This window comes from Janthinobacterium sp. BJB301 (assembly GCF_002735685.1).
Taxonomy (GTDB): domain Bacteria; phylum Pseudomonadota; class Gammaproteobacteria; order Burkholderiales; family Burkholderiaceae_D; genus Janthinobacterium; species Janthinobacterium lividum.
In genome coordinates, this window is sequence record NZ_PDZJ01000002.1 from 737,484 (window position 1) to 754,082 (window position 16,599).

A 16,599-nucleotide genomic window follows, 5' to 3' on the forward strand; every position below is an offset into this window, starting at 1 on the left:
GCCCGGCAATTCGCAACCCGTTATAATCAGGGCATGAACGCTCCCATCACGCCCCACCGCCCGATCCAGGCCTTGCCTGACCAGTTGATTTCGCAAATCGCCGCCGGCGAGGTGGTCGAACGGCCGTCCGCCGTCGTCAAGGAGTTGCTGGAAAACGCGCTCGACTCGGGCGCCACGCAGATCACCGTGCGGCTGGAAGAAGGGGGCGTGAAACGCATCGCGATTACCGATAACGGCCGCGGCATCGACAAGGACCAGCTACCGCTGGCCCTGGCGCGCCATGCCACCTCTAAGATCGCGTCCCTGCACGACCTGGAAAACGTGGGCACGCTGGGCTTTCGCGGCGAGGCGCTGGCCTCGATCGCTTCCGTGGCTGCCGTTACCGTGACGTCGCGCACGGCGGACGCGGCCCACGCGTGGGAAATCGTCGGCTCGCACAATGGCAGCGTCTCGCCATCGTCCGGCGCGCACGGCACCACGGTCGACGTGCAAGATCTGTATTTCAACACGCCCGCGCGGCGCAAATTCCTCAAGTCCGAGCAGACGGAGTACGGCCATTGCGCCGAAGTCGTGCGCCGCATCGCGCTGGCGCGGCCGGACGTGTCGTTCTCGCTGTCGCACAATGGCCGCACCATCGACCAGTGGAATATCAGCGAACTGGCCAAGCGCAGCGCCCACATCCTGGGCAATGACTTCGCCGAAGCGCGCCTGGCGCTGGACGAATCGGCCGGCACCTTGCGCATTCACGGCTTTGCCGGCTTGCCGACGGCGTCCAAGGCACGTGCCGACGGCCAGTTCTTTTATGTCAACGGGCGCTTCGTGCGCGACAAGCTGCTGGTGCACGCCGTGCGCATGGCCTACCAGGACGTGCTGCACGGCGACCGTTTTCCATCCTACGTGCTGGCGCTCGACCTCGACCCCGCCCTGGTCGACGTCAACGTGCACCCGTCGAAGATCGAAGTGCGCTTCCGCGACAGCCGTTCCGTGCACCAGTTCGTCTTCCACGCGGTGCAGCGCGCCCTGGCGCAGACGTCGGCCACGGCGTTTGGCAGCGTGCCGGCGCCCCTGCCGGCTGCCTCCAGCCTCGGCGGTGATACCGCGGGCGCGGGTTTGGGTGGACCTGGCATCTGGCGCCGCGAGCAGACGCAGACCTCGTTCGGCGCACAATTTACGAATACCTTTGCGCCCTCCTCGCCCGGCGCCGCCCGTCCCTTCTTTGCCGACGCGCCTGGCGTGGCGCAGGACACGTCCGCCTACGGTGCCCTGTTCGGCGGCGGCGCGTCCTCGCCGATCACGCAGGTGGAACCGTACATCGCCTCGCCCGAAGCGATGGCGCGCGAAGAATATCCGCTGGGCTTTGCCCTGGCCCAGCTGCATGGCATCTACATCCTGGCGCAGAACACCAAGGGCCTGGTGCTGGTCGACATGCACGCGGCGCACGAGCGCATCCTGTACGAGCAGCTGAAAAACGCGCTGCAGGCGCAAGTCTCCGGCCAGGACATGCAGGTGCAATCGCTGCTGATACCCGTGACGTTCTACGCGGACGCCATCGAAGTGTCGACGGCGAATGAAAACCAGGACACATTGAAGGCGCTGGGCTTCGACATCGCCGCCCTGTCGCCCACCACCCTGGCCGTGCGCTCCGTGCCGACCCTGCTCAAAAACGCGGACGCGCAAACCCTGGCGCGCGACGTGCTGCGCGACGTGCGCGAATACGGCGGCTCGCGCGTGCTGATCGAGCGCCAGAACGAATTGCTGGGCACCCTGGCCTGCCATACGGCCGTGCGCGCCAACCGGATTTTATCGGTGCAGGAAATGAACGCCCTGCTGCGCCAGATGGAGAGCACGGAACGCGCCGACCAGTGCAACCACGGCCGGCCGACGTGGGTACAGGTCGAGATCAATGCGCTCGATAAACTGTTCCTGCGCGGACAATAGACAGTAGGTCGGATTAGCGCAGCGTAATCCGACACTGCGGCGGCGGCATCACGTCGGATTACGCTTGCGCTAATCCGACCTATGCATCACCTTACAAAAGTCAACATGCAAAACACCCCACACCTCCCCCTGGCCGTCGCCATCATGGGCCCCACGGCCAGCGGCAAGACGGCCAGTGCGCTGGCCATCGCGCAAGCCATTCCATCCGAGATCATTTCCGTCGATTCCGCCCTCGTTTACCGCGGCATGGATATCGGCACGGCCAAGCCGTCGAAGGAAGAACTGGCCCAGGTACCGCATCATTTGATCGACATCATCGACCCGCTCGACGCGTATTCCGTGGCGCAGTTCCGCAACGATACCCTGCGCCTGGTGGAGGAGATCACGGCGCGCGGCAGGCTGCCGCTGCTCGTCGGCGGCACCATGCTGTACTTCAAGGGCCTGGCCGATGGCCTCGACGACTTGCCCGGCGCCGATCCCGTCCTGCGCGCCCGGCTGGAAGAAGACGCGGCCGCCATCGGCTGGCCCGCCATGCATGCGCGCCTGGCGGAGCAGGATCCCGTCACGGCCGCGCGCCTGGCGCCGCAGGATGCGCAGCGCATCGGCCGCGCGCTGGAAATCATCGCGCTGTCCGGCCAACCCATGTCGGCCCTGCTGGCCCGGCGCGAAAAGACCGTGCTGCCATTTCAATTGCAATCGTTCGCGCTGGAACCGTCGGATCGCGCCGTGCTGCATGCGCGCATCGCCACGCGCTTCGACCTCATGCTGAAAGACGACGCCCTGCTCGATGAAGTGGAGCAGCTGCGCCGGCGCGGCGACCTGCACCCGGGTTTGCCCTCGATGCGCTGCGTGGGCTACCGCCAGGCCTGGGAATATCTCGATGGCCACATCGACCGCGCCGCCCTGCGCGAGACGGGCATCATCGCCACGCGCCAGCTGGCCAAGCGGCAGCTCACCTGGCTGCGCTCGATGCCGGAACGCATCGTCATCGATTGCCTCGGTGCCGATCCGGCCTCGTCCATGCTGGCGCAGATCCAGCCCTTGCTGACGCCGTTACAAAAATAATCATGCCTGTGCTGGCGCGTGAAAAATCCGCACATTTTTTTGCGCCGGCATTGACAAGGAAATGGGAAGACTGGATAATGCTCGGCTGTTGGGTGATATAGCTCAGTTGGTTAGAGCACAGCATTCATAATGCTGGGGTCGGTGGTTCAAGTCCACCTATCACCACCAAAGAACAAGGATCATGGCATCACCATGGTCGCAACCAGCATCCGGTCTGACCGGTCTGTTTGGTGATATAGCTCAGTTGGTTAGAGCACAGCATTCATAATGCTGGGGTCGGTGGTTCAAGTCCACCTATCACCACCAAGAATTTGCAGCACTGATAAACCCGCCCCTGCCCCGTGCAGCGGCGGGTTTTTTCATTTCCGCCATCATCGCGCATGCGGCCTGCACGCAACACCTGCCCTCTGCGCATGCATTGGGGATTGTGGCAAGCGGCCCCTGCGGCTTACAATGAGAATAATTCTCATTTATATTACTCATCACCCATGTCCGCCATCCAGCCCAGCCTGCAACAGCAAGTGCATTCGCTCTACAGCGAGCATCACGGCTGGCTGGTCGGCTGGCTGCGCAAAAAACTCAGCTGTCCGCATGGCGCGGCCGACGTGGCGCAAGATACGTTCGTGCGCATCATCGCCTCGCGCGACGCCCTGTTCGGCATGCGCGAGCCGCGCGCCTATCTGTCCACCACGGCAAAGCGATTGCTGCTCGACCGCGCGCGCCGCCAGATACTCGAGCGCAGCTACCTGGCGGAACTGGCCCTGCTGGCCGACAGCCTGCCCGGCGCACCTGCGCCGGACGAGATCCTGATGGCCGTGCAGGCGCTCGAGCAGATCGCCACGGCACTGGATGGCTTGTCCGCCAAGGCGCGCGACGCTTTTTTGCTGCACTACCTGGAAGAACAGCCGCAGGCCGCCGTCGCCGCGCAGCTGAACGTCTCCACGCGCATGGTACAGAAATACCTGGTGCAAGCCTTGCTGGCCTGCCGCCACGCCTGCCCGGCCATGGCGGCATGAACAGCACGCGCACCGACGTGGCGGCCGAGCAGGCCGCACGGTGGATCGTGCGCCTGAGCGCCGACGACCCGTCCGAACGCGACACGGCGCGGGCCGGCTTCGCCGCATGGAAGGCGGCCGACCCGCTGCACGCGACAGTCGCCGCCGGCATGGAAAACCTGCTGCTTCAATTGAGCGCCGTGCGCGAGCCTGCCGGCGGCGACCATCGCCCCGCGCGCGCCGCCCTGGCCGCCATCGCCCCAAAGCGCCAGCGTCTGCGCCAGCTGGCCGCCGCCAGCGCCGTGGCCGTGCTGGCGCTGACCGGCGCGCTGGTCATCAGCGAGCGCCCCGCCTACCTGCTGGCCGACCTGCGCAGCCCCACGGGACAATGGCAGACGCACACCCTGGCCGATGGCAGCCGCCTGACCCTGGGCAGCCACAGCGCCGTCAACGTGCGCTTCAATGCGGGAGAGCGGCATGTGGAACTGGTACGCGGCGACATCCTCGTCGACGTGGCCAAGGATGCGCAGCGCCCTTTCATCGTCGACAGCAACCAGGCGGCAATCCGCGCGCTGGGCACGCGCTTCAGCGTCCGCAAGGAAGGCGGCAGCACCACCTTGAGCATGCTGGAGTCCAAAGTGCTGGCACAGGTGCCGCAACATCCGGCCGTCGTGGTGCGGGCGGGACAGCGCGCGCGCATCACGGACGATGGCGTGGGACCTATCATGGCCATCGATGCGGCCAGCGTGCAGGAAGCGTGGCGCGCGCACCAGCTGGTGGTCGACGACCAGCCGCTTGCCGAAGTACTCGACGAGCTGGCGCGCCACCGCCCCGGCCAGCTGCATTACGACCGCGCGCAGATCGCCGGCATCCGCGTGGCCGCCGTGCTGCCGCTGGACGACACGGACAAGGCGCTGCAACTGCTCATCGACAATTTCCCGCAACTGCGCATCCGCATGCTGACGCGCTATCTCGTGATGGTCGACGCCCCCGCCAGCGGCACCGCAAAAAATAAATAGAGAATTTTTTGCGTTCGCGGTTCCACTGTGCGCATCTCGTGCGTCAAGGCAGCTGAGATCATTCAAAAAAGGCTGTCACATGTACGCTCAAGTCGTTGCCGTTTCCTCCCCGAATACCCTGCGCACGCGTCTGCGCCCGCTGGCCCTGGCCGCCATGCTGCTCGCTGGCGCCGGCCTGCACGCCCAGGCCGTCGCCCAGGCCGTGCCGGCTGTCGCCAGCTACGCCATCCCCGCCGGCCCGCTGGCCGGCGCCCTGAACCGCTATGCGCAGCAGGCGGGCGTCTCCATCGTCATCGACGCCGCCAAGGTGCAAGGCTTGCAAAGCGCCGGACTGCAGGGCAGCTATGCCATCGATGACGGTTTCGCCGTGCTGCTGCGCGGCAGCGGTTACGCCATCGGCAAGACCCCGACCGGCTATGTGCTGGTGGCCGCGCCGGCAACCGCGCCCACAGCGGCCGCTACCTCCGCCTCGGCTGCCGAGCGCACCATGCCATCGATTACCATCGTCGGCCAGGCCGAGCAAGGCGCCACCACCGAAGGCAGCGGCTCCTACACGGCGCGCAAGATCACCATCGGCAAGGGCGAGCAGTCGATGAAGGACATCCCCCAATCGGTGAGCGTGCTGACGCGCCAGCGCCTGGACGACCAGGGCATCACGGACTTGCGCGAAGCTGTCAATAACGTCACGGGCGTGGTGGGCGTGCATGGCGTGGGGCCGGGCGTGGTGATCACGGCGCGCGGCTTCCAGATCGACCAATGGCAGTACGACGGCGTGCCGATCGACCGCAACACCTATGCGCTGGGCAACTGGGGCCAGGAAAACATGGTCATCTACGACCGCCTGGAAGTGCTGCGCGGCGCCTCGAGCATGCTGGTAGGCACGGGCAGCCCCGGTGGTTCAGTCAATCTGGTGCGCAAGCGTCCACTGGCCGCGCGCGCGATCACGCTGACGGGCCGTGCCGGCTCCTGGGACCATTATGGCGCCCAGGTCGACATCAGCACCCCCCTGAATGCGGAAGGCACCCTGCGCGGACGCGCCATCGTCGATGAAGACGATAGCCACTCCTTCATCGACCAGGTGTGGAGCAAGAACCGCACCCTGTATGCGGCGCTCGACTACGACCTGGCGCCCGCCACCACCGTGGGCCTTGCCGCCAGCCATGTCAAGGCCCACGGCCGTCCCACTTTCATCGGCCTGCCCCGCTACAAGGACGGCAGCGCACTGCCACTGCCGCGCTCTACCTTCACGGGCGCCGACTGGAACCGCAGCCAGGTCGAGCAGAGCACCGTCTACCTGGATCTGGAACACCATTTCAATATGCAATGGAGCCTGAAAGCCTCGGCGCTGGGCACGAATGAAAGCACCAGCTCCACGCACCAGCGCACGGCCTTTGAAATCAATCCCGATGGCAGCGGCGCGCGCTATGGCGACTTTTCCACCGATTTCGACAACCGCAAGCGCGGCATCGACGCCTTCGTGCGCGGCAAATTCAATGGACTGGGCATCGCGCAGGAAGTCGTCGTCGGCGCCAGCTATGCCAGCTTCACGTCGACCGACCGCTATGCGCGCGCGTGGGAAACAGGTGCGGATATCTTCAATATCAACCACCATCGCCCGTGGCAGGACTTCGACACCATCGCCGCGCGCCCAGCGGGCGTGACCAGCTACAGCACCTACGACATGCGCCAGAAAGGCCTGTACGCCACCTGGAACGGCCAGCTGACGAGCAATCTGAAGGTCCTGCTGGGCGGGCGCTTCAACTGGTATGACTTCCTATATGCCACGCCGGACGGCTACCGCGACGCCACCAGCGCCACGGCAAAGTTCACGCCATCGGTGGGCCTGATCTATGCACTGACGCCGCAATGGTCGGCCTACGCCAGCTATGCGGACGTGTTCCAGCCGCAGACGAACCACGATGTGGCAGGCCGGACCCTCAAGCCGATCACGGGCAGCAGCTACGAGGGCGGCATCAAGGGTGAACTGCTGGACGGCAAGCTCAACACCTCGCTGGCCGTGTTCCGCTATGACCACAAGGACCGCGCCGTCACCGATTACGCCGCCGGTTTCGCCTGCGATGGCTGGTACTGCTCGCGCGCCTCGGGCAAGGTGCGCAGCCAGGGTCTGGAAGCGGAAATGTCGGGCGAAGTGGCGCGCGGCCTGCAACTGTCGGCAGGCTACGCCTATACGACGACGACCTACCTCGACGATCCGGACAACAAGGGCCAGGTCTTCTCCACGTGGACGCCCAAGCACATGCTGCGCCTTTGGTCGAACTACACCCTGCCTGGCGATTGGGACAAATTCAGCGTGGGCGCCGGCGCCAACCTGCAAAGCCATACGGTCGATACCGAACGCAGCTTCAAGGTTGCCGGTTTCTCGATCTGGAACGCGCGCCTGGGCTGGCAAGCCACGCCGCAAGTGGCCCTGTCGCTCAACGTCAACAACGTGTTCGACAAGCGCTACATCATCCCGTCCTACAACACCACCGGTTCGAATAACTACTTTGGCGATCCGCGCAACGTGCAGTTCACCCTGAAGTACACGCCGAAGTGGTAAACGGATCGGGAGGCTGAGAGCCGGGATGACCGGCCAGAATGATGGCGCGGCGGAGGCGCCATAAAAAAACCCCGGAAGTTGGATGCCAACTTCCGGGGTTCGTTACATAAGGGGATTCAGCTGGCGCGGGTGTTTATTCCCAGGCTTCCTTGCCCGCGCGTGGCTTGCCCACCATCAGCAGCGCGCCCAGTGTCAGCACGGCCGCCAGCGACAGGTAGTAGCCCACGTATTGCAAGCCGTAGTTGGTGGCCAGCCAGGTGGCGATGTACGGCGCCAGCGAGGCGCCCAGGATGCCGGCCAGGTTGAACGTCAGCGAGGCGCCCGTGTAACGCACTTCAGGCGGGAACAGCTCGGACAGCATCGTGCCCAGCGGTCCGTAGGTCATGCCCATCAGGCCCAGGCCGACAGCCATGAAGACGGTCACTTCCCAGGTCACGCCGGAACCGAACATGGGCGCGAGCACCAGGCCGAAGATGGCGATGGCGACGGAGACCCAGATCATGGTCGCACGGCGGCCGCGGCGGTCGGCCAGCACGGCCGAGAAGGGTATCGTCAGGGCAAAGAACAGCACGGCAAACAGTTGCACGATGAGGAACTCCTTGCGCGTGAAGCCCAGCTTGGTCGTACCCCAGCTCAGCGCGAACACCGTCATCAGGTAGAACAGCACGAAAGTGGCCAGGGCGATGATGGTGCCCAGGAACAACATGCGGCCATGCTGGCGGAACACGGTGGCGACGGGCAGTTTGACGACCTCTTTCTTGTCGATGACTTTCTGGAAGTCCGGCGTTTCCGTGATCTTCAGACGCACATACAGGCCGACGATGACCAGCAGCGCGCTGGCCAGGAACGGGATGCGCCAGCCGTAGCTGAAGAACTGTTCATCGGTCATGGTTTCGCTCAGCAGCAGGAAAATGCCGCCCGACAGGAAGAAGCCGATCGGCGCACCCAGCTGCGGGAACATGCCGTACCAGGCGCGCTTGCCCGGTGGCGCGTTTTCCGTGGCCAGCAGCACCGCGCCGCCCCACTCGCCGCCCAGGCCCAGGCCCTGGCCGAAACGGCACAGCGCCAGCAGCAGCGGCGCCAGGGTGCCGATGGCGGCATAGGTCGGCAGCAAGCCGATGATGACGGTGGAAATACCCATGGTCAGCAAGGCTGCCACAAGAGTAGCCTTGCGGCCGATGCGGTCGCCGAAGTGGCCGAACACGGCCGAACCGATGGGGCGCGCGAAGAAGGCGATGGCGAACGTGGCCAGCGACTGCAGCACGGCGGCCGACGGGTCGCCGGCGGGGAAGAACAGTTTCGGGAACACCAGCACGGCGGCGGTGGCGTAGATATAAAAGTCAAAGAACTCGATGGTGGTGCCGATCAAACTGGCGAACAGCACCGTGCCGGGGGAATTTTTCTTGGGGGGGGTGCTCATTTACTGCGCTCCTTGGGGAGGGTGTCTAAAGGCCATTCTCTGGATGTTTTTTCAGGCAGCAGCACAGCACGTTGTCTCCGTGTCGTTCGCATATCATAGCCTTGCGCGCAGGCATTTGCCGCGCATTTGCTATTAAATTTGCAAACAAAAAACAACGGTTTTAGTTGCCGTAGCGAACTGCCGGCAACACGCGCTATCGCGCTGTGAACAGTGCTGATTTAGAGAAACAACGGTCGTGCGCCATCCGGTTACCCGGGGCACGGCAGGAAAGGCGTCAGGGGATGGGCGACGTGTATCAGACCCGGCGTATCGCCAGGCATTCCGTACCAGACCCGCGCGTCGGCATCGCGGCATCGGTCATTTGTGGTGAATCCTTGCCTGCGGCCCCTCCGGGTGGAGCGGGCCGGCGATGATCGCGCCTGCATCACGAAGGATGCGGTTGATCTTGCTGTAAGCGGCTTATGATACGCGCAGTGGTGCAGTGCGGCAAGAAGTTGTGATGGAGCATGTGCGGTGGTGTCGGCTTACGCTGCGCTAAGCCGACCTACGCATCAATCAATGCAAAAGTCTGCTCAATTTCGCGGCTGTCGAGCGGGCGCACGAGGCGCGCCACTTCCTGGCCATCTTTCAAAAAAACCAGGGTCGGCCACAGTTTTACCCGGAACGAACGCCCCAGCGCGCGGCCGGGGCCGTCTTCCACGCGCAGATGCGGCACCGCGGAGTGCTGCACAAACGCAGCGGCCAGCGGCGCCTGGGTGGCGCGGCAGTGGCCGCACCAGTCCGTGCCGAATTCCAGCAGGGCCGGCCCCGTCAACGCGTCGATCTCGGCACGCGCCGGTTGCGCTACAGAATACGTATCGTGCATCATGCCGCTCTCCTTGAAAACTTAGACCACTTTGAGGCGCAAGGTCTCCAGGCCATCGATGGCGCCCACCAGCTCGTCGCCGCGCTGCACGGCCGCCACGCCGGCCGGCGTGCCCGTGTAGATCAGGTCGCCCGGCTGCAAGGTAAAGTAGGTCGACAGGTCGGCAATGGTTTCAGCCACGTTCCAGATCAGCATGTCGATCGTGCTGCCCTGGCGCAGCTCGCCGTTCACGTGCAGGGTGATGGCGGCATGCTTGACGTCGCCCGCCTGCGCGGCGGGGGTGATGGGGCCGATGGGCGCCGAATGCTCGAAGGCCTTGCCCGTATCCCATGGACGGCCCAGCTTTTTTGCTGCGCCCTGCACGTCACGGCGCGTCATGTCCAGGCCGATCGCATAGCCCCACACGTGGCTCAGCGCATCGGTCACGCCGATGTCGCTGCCGCCCTTGCCGATGGCCACCACCAGTTCCATCTCATGCTGGAAATCCTGCGTCTGCGCCGGATACGGCAGCTCGCCTGTCGTGCCGGCAGGCACGGGCAGCACGGCATCGTTTGGTTTCATGAAGAAAAACGGCGCCTCGCGGCCCGTGTGGCCCATTTCCTTGGCGTGGTCGACATAGTTGCGACCCACGCAATAGATGCGGTGGACGGGAAAGCTGTCGGCGCTGCCCGTGACGGGAACGCTGGGCTGGATCGGTGCGGGAATGACATACGACATGAAGACTCCTGATCGGCACGATAACGGTGATGAAAAAGGGACACCGCAGTGTCCCCTATTTTACGGTAACTTTATTTCAGCAGTCCCGAGCGGCTCGGGTCCGGCATGCGGATGGCGACGATGAAGGAAATCAGGCACATGACAGTCACGTACCAATAGAAATACTCTTCCACGTGCCAAGCCTTGAACTGCAGCGCCACGTATTCTGCCGAACCGCCGAACATGGCGTTGGCAACCGCGTACGACAGGCCCACGCCCAGCGCGCGCACTTCGACGGGGAACATTTCCGCCTTGATCAAGCCGCTGATCGACGTATAGAAACTGATGATGGCCAGGGCGATGATGATCAGGCCAAACGCCGCGTACGGGCTGGTGATGTCCTTCAAGGCATGCATGATCGGCAACACGCACAGGGTGGCCAGGCCGCCGAAGAACAGCATCGAGGTGCGGCGACCGATGCGGTCGGACAGGGCGCCGAATACCGGCTGCAGCACCATGTAGACCAGCAAGGCGCACGTCATGACGGCGCTGGCCGTCTTGGTGTCCATGCCGGCCGTGTTGACCAGGTATTTCTGCATGTAGGTGGTAAACGTGTAGAACACGAGCGAGCCGCCGGCCGTAAAGCCGAGTACCGTGATGAAGGCGCGCTTGTGCTTGAGCAAGCCGCGCAGGCTGCCCGCGTCCTTGTCCTTGCGCTCGCTGGCGGTGGTTGTTTCCGTCAGGGATTTACGCAGGTTCAGCGACACCAGGGCCGCCAGGGCGCCAAACACGAACGGGATGCGCCAGCCCCAGGCACGCAACTCCTCCAAGGTCAGCAATTGCTGCAAGACCACCAGCACCAGCAAGGCCAGCAATTGGCCGCCGATCAGGGTCACGTACTGGAACGAGGCAAAGAAGCCGCGCTTGCCCGATTCCGACACTTCACTCATGTAAGTGGCGCTGGTGCCGTATTCGCCGCCCACGGACAAGCCCTGGAACAGACGCGCCACCAGCAGCAGGAACGGGGCGAAGGCGCCGATGGTTTCATACGTGGGCAGCACGGCGATCATCAAGGAACCGCCGCACATCATCAGCACGGAAATCATCATCGACTGGCGGCGGCCGTATTTGTCGGCGATGCGGCCGAACAGCCAGCCGCCCACCGGGCGCATGAGGAAGCCGGCGGCAAAGATGCCGGCCGTCTGCAGCAGCTGCGTCGTCGGGTTACCGGACGGGAAGAAGGCGTGCGAGAAATACAGCGCACAGAACGAGTAAATGTAGAAGTCGAACCATTCGACCAGGTTACCGGAGGAAGCGCCAATGATGGCCTTGATGCGCTGCTGGGAAGTCAGCTGCGCAACGTCGTGCGGAGTATCGTGGGATGTCATATCAGTCTTCTTGTTCGTGTGAAAAAGCCAACGCCAGCCGGGTTGCCCGGGCTGGTTTTGCATCATACGCCCTTGATCGGGGTCAAAAAGCCGCCCGGCATACGCGTTAATACGTATCGCCGGCAACTTTTTTTCGCCTGCGGGCGCGTGGAATCAGACCCGTTCCAGCACCAGCGCGATGCCCTGGCCCACGCCGATGCACATGGTACAAAGCGCGTAGCGGCCGCCCGTGCGGTGCAGCTGGTTGACGGCCGTCATCGCCAGGCGCGCGCCCGACGCGCCCAGCGGGTGACCCAGGGCGATCGCGCCGCCGTTCGGGTTCACGCGCGGGTCGTCGTCAGGCAAGCCCAGCTGGCGCAGCACGGCCAGGCCCTGGGCGGCGAACGCTTCGTTCAGTTCGATGACGTCGAAGTCGGCCAGGGTCAAGCCCGTCATGGCCAGCACTTTCAGGGTGGCGGGCGCGGGGCCGATGCCCATGATGCGCGGCGCCACGCCGGCCGTCGCCATGGCCACGACACGGGCGCGCGGCGTCAGGCCAAAGCGGGCCGCGTTCGCTTCATCGGCCAGCAGCAGGGCCGCCGCGCCATCGTTGACGCCGGACGCGTTGCCGGCCGTGATCGTGCCGTCCGCGCGCACGACAGGTTTGAGTTTCGTCAAGGTTTCCAGGGTGGTGGCGCGCGGATGCTCGTCGCGGCTGACAACGACAGGATCACCTTTCTTTTGCGCGATGCTGACGGGGCAGATTTCACTGTCGAACACGCCCGCCTGCTGCGCCGCCAGGGCTTTCACCTGGCTGGCCAGAGCAAACGCATCCTGGTCCGCGCGGCTGATGCCGAAGTCGACGGCCACGTTTTCCGCCGTTTCCGGCATCGAATCGACGCCGTACTGCGCCTTCATCAAGGGATTGATGAAGCGCCAGCCGATGGTCGTGTCTTCCATTTTCATGCCGCGTGCAAAGGCGCTGTCGGCCTTGCCCATGACAAACGGCGCGCGGCTCATGCTTTCCACGCCGCCGGCGATCAGCAAGCCCGCCTCGCCGCTCTTGATGAAGCGCGCGGCGCTGCCGATGGCATCCAGGCCCGAGCCGCACAGGCGGTTCAGGGTGGCGCCCGGCACGCTGTCGGGCAAGCCGGCCAGCAGGGCCGCCATGCGCGCCACGTTGCGGTTATCCTCGCCCGCCTGGTTGGCGCAGCCGTACAGCACGTCGGTGACAGCCGTCCAGTCCACGTGCGGATTGCGTGCCATCAAGGCACGGATGGGCACGGCGCCCAGGTCGTCGGCGCGCACGCCGGCGAGTCCGCCGCCATAGCGGCCAAACGGCGTGCGCTGCGCGTCGCAGATATATGCGTGGGTCATGTTCTTTCCTCCAAGAAAGTAGTTTGCGTATTGATGGTGACGTATTGATGGTGAACTAACGTCCGTCCGTCAGCGGCACGGCCGTCAAGGCTTGCAGCTGCTCAAAACTCAAGCCCTCGACCAGTTCGACGACCGTGGCGCCGGCGGGCGACAGGTCGAGCACGGCCAGGTCGCTGTAGATGCGGCTGACGCAGGCGATGCCCGTCAGCGGATAGGTGCAGGCCTGCACCAGCTTGCTTTCACCCGTCTTGGTCAGCAATTCCATCATGATCCAGGTCTTTTTCGCGCCGATGGCCAGGTCCATGGCCCCGCCCACGGCGGGAATGGCGTCCGGCGCGCCCGTGTGCCAGTTGGCCAGGTCGCCCGTGGCGGACACTTGAAACGCCCCGAGCACGCAGATGTCCAGGTGGCCGCCGCGCATCATGGCAAAGCTGTCGGCATGGTGAAAATAGCTGCCGCCCGCCAGCAGGGTGACGGGCTGCTTGCCCGCGTTGATCAGGTCGTAGTCTTCCTCGCCGGGCGCGGGCGCGGGGCCCATGCCGATGACGCCGTTTTCGCTGTGCAGGATGATGTCCGCACCAGCCGGCAAGTGGTTCGCCACCAGGGTCGGCAAGCCGATGCCCAGGTTGACGACACTGCCTTCATGGATGTCGGCCGCCACGCGGGCCGCCATTTGATCTCGATTCCACTTATTCACTTGATACTCCTCAGGCAGCTTTGAAGCCGGCGGGGCCGGTGGCCGTGCGCGGCACTTGCACGATGCGCTGCACGAACAGGCCCGGCGTGATGACGTGCTCGGGATCGATGCTGCCCAACTCGGCAACTTCATGCACGGAAGCAATGCTGACTTTCGCGGCCATGGCCATGATCGGGCCGAAGTTGCGCGCCGTCTTGCGGTAGGTCAGGTTGCCCCAGCGGTCGCCCTGCTCCGCCTTGATCAGCGCGAAATCGGCGTGGATCGGTGACTCGAACACATACATGCGGCCATCGATCTCGCGCGTTTCCTTGCCTTTGGCCAAGTCCGTGCCATAGCCCGTGGGCGTGAAAAAGCCGCCGATGCCGGCGCCGGCGGCGCGGATGCGTTCGGCCAGGTTGCCCTGCGGTACCAGCTCCAGCTCCAGCTTGCCCGCACGGTACAGGGCGTCGAAGACGTGGGAATCGGCCTGGCGGGGAAATGAGCAGATGATCTTGCGCACTTGCCCGTTTTTCAGCAGGGCAGCCAGGCCCGTATCGCCATTGCCCGCATTATTGTTGACGATGACGAGGTCGCGCGCCCCCTGGGCGATCAAGCCGTCGATCAGCTCGGCCGGCTGGCCCGCGCCGCCAAAACCGCCAATCATGACGGTGGCGCCATCGTGGATATCGGCCAGCGCATCAATCACGCTGGAACGCAGTTTGTCGATCATTGCTGTCTCCTCCAAATCATACCCATCAGCCATTTGTTCGCATAACGAATAAATATTCGTATTTAGAACTTATTCGTGAGAATATGCCTGATCGGGGCGCTTGTCAATTTGCCGTTTTCGCCAGCGCCATGGCTATAATTGCCACCTTGATCAATTGGAATTGCCATGACCGACCTCCGCAGCACGCCCCTTTCCGCCGTAGACACCCTTGACGCCGACGGCGCACCGCGTCCCGGCGACAGCTATGTGCAATCGTTCGCGCGGGGGCTGGCCGTGCTGCGCAGCTTTGGCGCGGACGCGCCGCAACAGACCCTGAGCGAAGTGGCGGAGCGAGCGCAGCTGACGCGCGCGGGCGCGCGGCGCATCCTGCACACCTTGCTGCATCTCGGTTATGTGGAAGCGGATGGACGGCTTTTCCGTTTGACGCCCAAGGTGCTGGACCTCGGCTACGCCTACCTGTCGTCCTTGCCCGTGTGGACGCAGGCGCAGCCGCTGCTGGAAGAATTGATGCAGACCTTGCGCCAGTCGTGCTCGGCCACCGTGCTCGACGGCGATGACATCGTGTACGTGGTGCGCCTGTCCGCGCACCGCACCATGTCGATCAACCTGGGCATCGGCAGCCGCCTGCCCGCCTACTGCACCTCGATGGGACGGGTTTTGCTGGCGGGCCTGGCGCCCGACGTGCTGCACGCACGGCTGTCGAAGATGGCACTGCTGAAAATCACGCCGGCGACCAAGGTTGATATCGACGTCTTGATGGCAGAGATTGCGCAAGTGCGGCGGCAGGGCTGGTGCCTGGTGCAGGAAGAGCTGGAACAGGGCTTGATCGCCCTGGCCGCGCCCGTGTTCGACCGGGCCGGCAAGGTGGTGGCAGCGATCAACGTCAGCGGCCAGACGGCGGGGCCGTCCGTGGCGCACCTGCTGGAACACAGCTTGCCGAAACTGCTCGAGACGGCAAGCCGGGTCAGCGCCCTGGTGCGGGTGCAGCAGTAGGAATTATTTCCTGAACCTTATTTCTTAAACTTCGCGCACGGGTCCGCGCGCGGTTGCGCCGGCATCGTTTGCGTCAGGTCAAACGTGCCCTTGTAGCCGCTGCCGCCCTGCTCCAGGTAGCCGATGCTGCGCACGTTCAGCTGCGGGTCCGCCAGCTTCAGCCAGCGGGGCACGCCGATATCCTTGCGCACATGGGCATTGCCGGCGATCAGCACCACGTCGCGCGGCGCCTGGTCGCGGATCAGCTTGGCCATCCAGATATCGCGCGCCACCTGGGCGTTGACGACACCGTTGATCATCATGTCGGGCAGCATATTGCAGCGGGCCGCCTGGACTTCCTTCTGTTGCCCGTCCAGGATATCGGCCGGCACGGGTGCGGCCAGGTACGTGGCCACCATGGCGGGCGGCATGGACCACTGGATGCCGTCGCGCACGATACGCGACGCATCGGCCGGCGACAGGTTGCCGGCGACCAGGCTCAGCTGGTAGCTGATGACGAGGTCCAGCACGGGCCGGTACAAGCTCCAGTCCCAGCGCGGCTGTTCCATCACGCGGATGATGCAGTCGGGATCGGCGCAATCGCGCGCGGCGCGCGTCAGCAAATCCTGGTTTTCGCGGTCGAACTGCTCCATCACAATCACGGGACGCCAGCCGGCTGCCAGGCGGCGGCGCAATTCTTCGACGCGCAGGCGCTGGCCTTGCGCATTGTCATGGACTTCGCCCAGCAGCAAGACTTGCGGATTGGGCAAGGTGTCGGCCACGGGCACGAGAGCGGGCGGCGCTTCCTTCTTCAGCAAGCTGCCGCAGGCGGCCAGCGCCAGCATGCTGGACAGCAGGGCGGCGCGCGCGCCGGCGCGGAAAATCACGGTCTTCATGTAAGCAGTATCCAAAGTGGCGA

14 protein-coding genes and 2 tRNA genes are annotated in these 16,599 nt (G+C 64.5%); 8 read left to right on the forward strand and 8 right to left on the reverse strand.

Annotated elements, in window-relative coordinates; genetic code table 11:
* Positions 1-33 precede the first annotated feature (33 nt).
* The 7 genes from mutL to CSQ91_RS16645 all read left to right on the forward strand — a co-directional run bounded on the left by mutL (position 34) and on the right by CSQ91_RS16645 (position 7,577).
* Positions 34-1,938, forward strand: coding sequence for a DNA mismatch repair endonuclease MutL (gene mutL, locus CSQ91_RS16615; RefSeq protein ID WP_099389000.1), 1,905 nt, complete (start codon positions 34-36; stop codon positions 1,936-1,938).
* A gap of 105 nt (positions 1,939-2,043) precedes the next feature.
* On the forward strand, positions 2,044-3,003 hold the full coding sequence (gene miaA / locus CSQ91_RS16620; RefSeq protein WP_099389001.1) for a tRNA (adenosine(37)-N6)-dimethylallyltransferase MiaA: 960 nt from the start codon (positions 2,044-2,046) through the stop codon (positions 3,001-3,003).
* 91 nt (positions 3,004-3,094) lie between these two features.
* Positions 3,095-3,171, forward strand: a tRNA-Met gene (locus tag CSQ91_RS16625).
* Positions 3,172-3,232: 61 nt separating this feature from the next.
* Positions 3,233-3,309 (forward strand) — tRNA-Met (locus CSQ91_RS16630).
* Between the two features lie 182 nt (positions 3,310-3,491).
* A complete protein-coding gene (locus CSQ91_RS16635; protein WP_099389002.1) occupies positions 3,492-4,019 on the forward strand; it encodes a sigma-70 family RNA polymerase sigma factor in 528 nt (175 codons plus the stop codon).
* On the forward strand, positions 4,016-5,017 hold the full coding sequence (locus tag CSQ91_RS16640) for a FecR family protein (protein ID WP_099389003.1): 1,002 nt from the start codon (positions 4,016-4,018) through the stop codon (positions 5,015-5,017). Before CSQ91_RS16635 ends, CSQ91_RS16640 begins: the two co-directional genes overlap by 4 nt.
* 79 nt (positions 5,018-5,096) lie before the next feature.
* Positions 5,097-7,577 (forward strand): TonB-dependent siderophore receptor, encoded by a 2,481-nt coding sequence (locus CSQ91_RS16645; protein ID WP_099389004.1) that lies wholly within the window; start codon positions 5,097-5,099, stop codon positions 7,575-7,577.
* Positions 7,578-7,710: 133 nt separating this feature from the next.
* Here CSQ91_RS16645 and CSQ91_RS16650 read toward each other — a convergent pair whose 3' ends face one another.
* The 7 genes from CSQ91_RS16650 to CSQ91_RS16680 all read right to left on the reverse strand — a co-directional run bounded on the left by CSQ91_RS16650 (position 7,711) and on the right by CSQ91_RS16680 (position 14,708).
* Complete coding sequence (locus CSQ91_RS16650) at positions 7,711-8,997, reverse strand: MFS transporter (protein ID WP_034780077.1); 1,287 nt, start codon at positions 8,995-8,997, stop codon at positions 7,711-7,713.
* Between the two features lie 544 nt (positions 8,998-9,541).
* Entirely contained in the window at positions 9,542-9,862 is a 321-nt protein-coding gene (locus tag CSQ91_RS16655; protein ID WP_373630536.1) for a thioredoxin family protein, read from the reverse strand.
* A gap of 21 nt (positions 9,863-9,883) precedes the next feature.
* Complete coding sequence (locus tag CSQ91_RS16660; protein ID WP_099389006.1) at positions 9,884-10,579, reverse strand: fumarylacetoacetate hydrolase family protein; 696 nt, start codon at positions 10,577-10,579, stop codon at positions 9,884-9,886.
* Positions 10,580-10,650: 71 nt separating this feature from the next.
* Positions 10,651-11,946: an MFS family transporter gene (locus CSQ91_RS16665; protein WP_034780684.1), complete on the reverse strand. Its 1,296-nt coding sequence runs from the start codon at positions 11,944-11,946 to the stop codon at positions 10,651-10,653.
* A gap of 153 nt (positions 11,947-12,099) precedes the next feature.
* On the reverse strand, positions 12,100-13,302 hold the full coding sequence (pcaF, locus tag CSQ91_RS16670; protein ID WP_099389007.1) for a 3-oxoadipyl-CoA thiolase: 1,203 nt from the start codon (positions 13,300-13,302) through the stop codon (positions 12,100-12,102).
* 55 nt (positions 13,303-13,357) lie between these two features.
* The gene (locus tag CSQ91_RS16675; RefSeq protein WP_099389008.1) at positions 13,358-13,999 is read right to left on the reverse strand and encodes a 3-oxoacid CoA-transferase subunit B; all 642 of its coding nucleotides are present in this window, start codon (positions 13,997-13,999) and stop codon (positions 13,358-13,360) included.
* Between the two features lie 10 nt (positions 14,000-14,009).
* A complete protein-coding gene (locus CSQ91_RS16680) occupies positions 14,010-14,708 on the reverse strand; it encodes a 3-oxoacid CoA-transferase subunit A (protein WP_034780092.1) in 699 nt (232 codons plus the stop codon).
* 165 nt (positions 14,709-14,873) lie between these two features.
* On the opposite strand from CSQ91_RS16680, the gene CSQ91_RS16685 reads away from it, so the two are divergent.
* Positions 14,874-15,701, forward strand: coding sequence for an IclR family transcriptional regulator domain-containing protein (locus CSQ91_RS16685; RefSeq protein WP_099389009.1), 828 nt, complete (start codon positions 14,874-14,876; stop codon positions 15,699-15,701).
* Positions 15,702-15,718: 17 nt separating this feature from the next.
* Here CSQ91_RS16685 and CSQ91_RS16690 read toward each other — a convergent pair whose 3' ends face one another.
* Positions 15,719-16,576, reverse strand: a complete 858-nt coding sequence (locus CSQ91_RS16690) for a ChaN family lipoprotein (RefSeq protein WP_099389010.1) — start codon at positions 16,574-16,576, stop codon at positions 15,719-15,721.
* Positions 16,577-16,599 lie beyond the last annotated feature (23 nt).

Excerpts from the sequence above, each read along its gene's own strand:
- CSQ91_RS16660 (WP_099389006.1), bottom strand. The coding sequence starts at position 10,579 with ATGTCGTATGTCATTCCCGCACCGATCCAGCCCAGCGTTCCCGTCACG.
- CSQ91_RS16680 (WP_034780092.1), bottom strand. The coding sequence starts at position 14,708 with ATGATCGACAAACTGCGTTCCAGCGTGATTGATGCGCTGGCCGATATC.
- CSQ91_RS16690 (WP_099389010.1), bottom strand. The coding sequence starts at position 16,576 with ATGAAGACCGTGATTTTCCGCGCCGGCGCGCGCGCCGCCCTGCTGTCC.
- CSQ91_RS16640 (WP_099389003.1), top strand. The coding sequence starts at position 4,016 with ATGAACAGCACGCGCACCGACGTGGCGGCCGAGCAGGCCGCACGGTGG.
- CSQ91_RS16635 (WP_099389002.1), top strand. The coding sequence starts at position 3,492 with ATGTCCGCCATCCAGCCCAGCCTGCAACAGCAAGTGCATTCGCTCTAC.
- CSQ91_RS16685 (WP_099389009.1), top strand. The coding sequence starts at position 14,874 with ATGACCGACCTCCGCAGCACGCCCCTTTCCGCCGTAGACACCCTTGAC.
- CSQ91_RS16655 (WP_373630536.1), bottom strand. The coding sequence starts at position 9,862 with ATGCACGATACGTATTCTGTAGCGCAACCGGCGCGTGCCGAGATCGAC.
- miaA (WP_099389001.1), top strand. The coding sequence starts at position 2,044 with ATGCAAAACACCCCACACCTCCCCCTGGCCGTCGCCATCATGGGCCCC.
- mutL (WP_099389000.1), top strand. The coding sequence starts at position 34 with ATGAACGCTCCCATCACGCCCCACCGCCCGATCCAGGCCTTGCCTGAC.
- CSQ91_RS16665 (WP_034780684.1), bottom strand. The coding sequence starts at position 11,946 with ATGACATCCCACGATACTCCGCACGACGTTGCGCAGCTGACTTCCCAG.
- pcaF (WP_099389007.1), bottom strand. The coding sequence starts at position 13,302 with ATGACCCACGCATATATCTGCGACGCGCAGCGCACGCCGTTTGGCCGC.
- CSQ91_RS16645 (WP_099389004.1), top strand. The coding sequence starts at position 5,097 with ATGTACGCTCAAGTCGTTGCCGTTTCCTCCCCGAATACCCTGCGCACG.
- CSQ91_RS16650 (WP_034780077.1), bottom strand. The coding sequence starts at position 8,997 with ATGAGCACCCCCCCCAAGAAAAATTCCCCCGGCACGGTGCTGTTCGCC.